This window comes from Enterobacter sp. DVT3837, from assembly GCF_056238685.1.
This window is the reverse complement of record NZ_JBWDLA010000009.1, coordinates 1-2,617: the sequence shown is the minus strand read 5'-3', so window position 1 is coordinate 2,617 and position 2,617 is coordinate 1. Positions and strand designations below refer to the sequence as shown.

The 2,617-nt window shown below is 50.4% G+C and carries 3 protein-coding genes and 2 pseudogenes; 1 reads left to right on the top strand and 4 read right to left on the bottom strand.

The window, feature by feature from the left end; genetic code table 11:
• Positions 1-127 precede the first annotated feature (127 nt).
• Both AC0XWG_RS26155 and AC0XWG_RS26150 read right to left on the bottom strand, forming a co-directional pair.
• A pseudogene (locus AC0XWG_RS26155) lies at positions 128-283 on the bottom strand (helix-turn-helix domain-containing protein); the annotation flags it as partial.
• A gap of 254 nt (positions 284-537) precedes the next feature.
• Entirely contained in the window at positions 538-651 is a 114-nt protein-coding gene (locus AC0XWG_RS26150; RefSeq protein WP_032667588.1) for a hypothetical protein, read from the bottom strand.
• Positions 652-1,350: 699 nt separating this feature from the next.
• Here AC0XWG_RS26150 and AC0XWG_RS26145 point away from each other — a divergent pair.
• Positions 1,351-1,587 carry a hypothetical protein gene (locus tag AC0XWG_RS26145; RefSeq protein ID WP_012772745.1) on the top strand — a complete coding sequence of 79 codons (237 nt, stop codon included), beginning with the start codon at positions 1,351-1,353 and terminating at the stop codon, positions 1,585-1,587.
• A gap of 260 nt (positions 1,588-1,847) precedes the next feature.
• Here AC0XWG_RS26145 and AC0XWG_RS26140 read toward each other — a convergent pair.
• Both AC0XWG_RS26140 and AC0XWG_RS26135 read right to left on the bottom strand, forming a co-directional pair.
• Positions 1,848-1,964: pseudogene (locus tag AC0XWG_RS26140) on the bottom strand (TM2 domain-containing protein); the annotation flags it as partial.
• Positions 1,965-2,006: 42 nt separating this feature from the next.
• A partial coding sequence (locus AC0XWG_RS26135; protein ID WP_475681180.1) for a QnrB family quinolone resistance pentapeptide repeat protein occupies positions 2,007-2,617 on the bottom strand: 611 nt, incomplete at its 5' end.

The window sequence follows — 2,617 nt, the reverse complement described above, 5'->3', positions numbered from 1 at the left end:
TGTCAATTTTTTCGCCAACTAATGCCAGAGTCATATCTATGCCTGTGTTTTTATACAGTAATGACGCCATGGTAAACCTTATGACGTTATGCGTCAAACCCGCCAGTATGACACCTGCAAATGCGTATTAGATCTGGTGTTTCTTCAGCAAGGCACGTAGCTGATGATAAGTCAGACCCAGTAATTCAGCGGCTTTTTTCTGGTTAAATTTAGCCTGCTGTAAGCTGGTTTGTAGAAAGTCTTTCTCTTGCTGCTGCTGGAATTCACGCAGATCCAGCGTTATAACGATGTGTATCCTATGTGCTCGGATTGGATAGATTTCCATTACGGTGAAGGATCTTCTTGAGATCCTTTCTGTGGCGTCGTAATCTCTTGCTCTGTAAACGAAAAAACCGCCCTGCAAGGCGGTTTTTCGAAGGTTCTCAGAGCAGCAACTCTTTGAACCGTGGTAACTGGCTTACGAGGAGCGCAGTAACCAAATCTGTTCTTTCAGTTTAGCCTTAACAGGCGCATAACTTCAAGACTAACTCCTCTAAATCAGTTACCAGTGGCTGCTGCCAGTGGCGATAAGTCGTGTCTTTCCGGGTTGGACTCAAGATGATAGTTACCGGATAAGGCGCAGCAGTCGGACTGAACGGGGGGTTCGTGCATACAGTCCATCCAGGAGCGAACTGCCTTCGCGGAACTGAGTGTCAGGCGTGGAATGAGATAAACGCGGCCATAACAGCGGAATGACACCGGTAAACCGAAAGGCAGGAATGCGGGGGAGCACGAGGGAGCCACCAGGGGGAAACGCCTGGTATCTTTAAGCCGCATCGGGTTTCGCCACCACTGATTTGAGCGTCAGATTTCATGATGTTTGTCAGGGGGGCGGAGCCTATGGAAAAACGGCTTCGCCGCGGCCTTATCTCTTCCCTGTTAAGCTCCTTCCTGGTATCTCCCAGGAAATTTCCGCCCCGCCTGTAAGCCGGCACCGCTCGCCGCAGCCGAACGACCGAGCGCAGCGAGTCAGTGAGCGAGGAAGCGGAATATATCCTGTACTACATATCCTGCTGACGCGCTGGTGCCGCCTTTTTTCTCCTGCTACATGAAGCACTTCACTGATTTCCACATCCGTGCCAACATAGTCAGCCAGTATACACTCCGCTAGCGCTACGTGACTGGTTCAGGGCTGCGCCCCGAAACCGGCTAAAAGCTAATGACGCGCCTGCGGCTTGTCCAACGCCTCACGGCACCGGATTAAAATCCGCTCCCGTTCACCGTTTCTGACTGCCTTTCACCGTCGCTGGCGCTTCATCGTTTCTACTGTGTCTGGCAGACTGTGCTGATTTATTCTGACTGGAGAACGTTATGGCCAGACTGACAAACTTGACGCCTGCAGAGAAAAAATTTCTTGATGATGCTGTTGCCGCAGCTGAAAGAGCGTCAGGTAAAAAGCTAAATCAGCCTAACCGGCACATCGTCCTGAACAGAGCGCGTGCGCAAATTGAGTTGCAGCGTTACGCCGACCGCCAGCGTGCATTACGTGAGGATGAGCGGCAGCAGTCCGATTTTGCCTGGTCACGTCCGCGCGCGCCGCGCCGCTGATTTTGGCTTTTGGCGGTTTAGTGGTGCTGACGCTGCGAAATCACCTGCCATTCACCTGCGTGCATAGCCATGCAGTCGCGCAGAAATCATCAGGGGCGTTTTTCCGGGATACTGGTGAGGAAAGGTGCTGGAAACGGCCCTGATGCAGCAGGATTGCGCTGAGGGCGCCTGCGGGGGTGCGGGCAAGGGATGTTATGTTTAATCGGTCTGACCGTCAGGTACAAAAAAAAGCCCTTAGGGGGCTTTTTTTTTGCTATGAGTTAGCCATATTTTCGTGCGAATTTTTCATCGGAATCGCATAGATAAATAATAAACTCAATAAACGCGATGATCGCGGGTATGAATGTCCAGCAAAAAATTAGATACAGGAACCCCTTAAAAGTAAATCGTCAAACGCATCTCCCGGTGTAAACGCTGAACTAACCAATCACAGCGATGCCAAGCCGCTCCATGAGCAACGATGCCTGGTAGCTGTCTAACTTAACGCCTTGTAAATCAACACCCCGAATATCTAAGTCACCTAACTCCGAATTGGTCAGATCGCAATGTGTGAAGTTTGCTGCTCGCCAGTCGAAAGTCGAAAACTCGCCGCCGGAGAGATCTGAACCACTGAACGTCGCACCCAGTACCTGAGTCCCCATCCAGCGGTTTTCCCACAGCTCACACTTTTCCAACACGACTTTCGAAAAATTGGCGTAGCTTAGATTAGTATTAGTGATATATGCGCTGCAAAACCAGGTGCGCGTGGTGATCATATTCATAAAGCTTGCACCGCGGAAATCTGCGCCTTGTGCGCGGCAGTGGCGAATTTCAATGCCCAAGGCACTGACGTTGCGGAAATCTGCCATTGATAAATCACAGCTTTTGAAAATGGCATCTTTCAGCATTGCGCGACTAAAATTGCACCCTTTCTGACTTTCGCGATCATAGAACTGGCAGCCGATAAATTCAGTGCCGCTCAGGTCGGCACCTGAAAAATCGCAGTTAAAAAATGTACTATTTTCAACTTTCTCACCGGTGAAGCGATTTC

Coding starts and splice junctions, on each gene's coding strand:
- AC0XWG_RS26145 (WP_012772745.1), top strand. CDS start 1,351: ATGGCCAGACTGACAAACTTGACGCCTGCAGAGAAAAAATTTCTTGAT.
- AC0XWG_RS26150 (WP_032667588.1), bottom strand. CDS start 651: ATGCACGAACCCCCCGTTCAGTCCGACTGCTGCGCCTTATCCGGTAAC.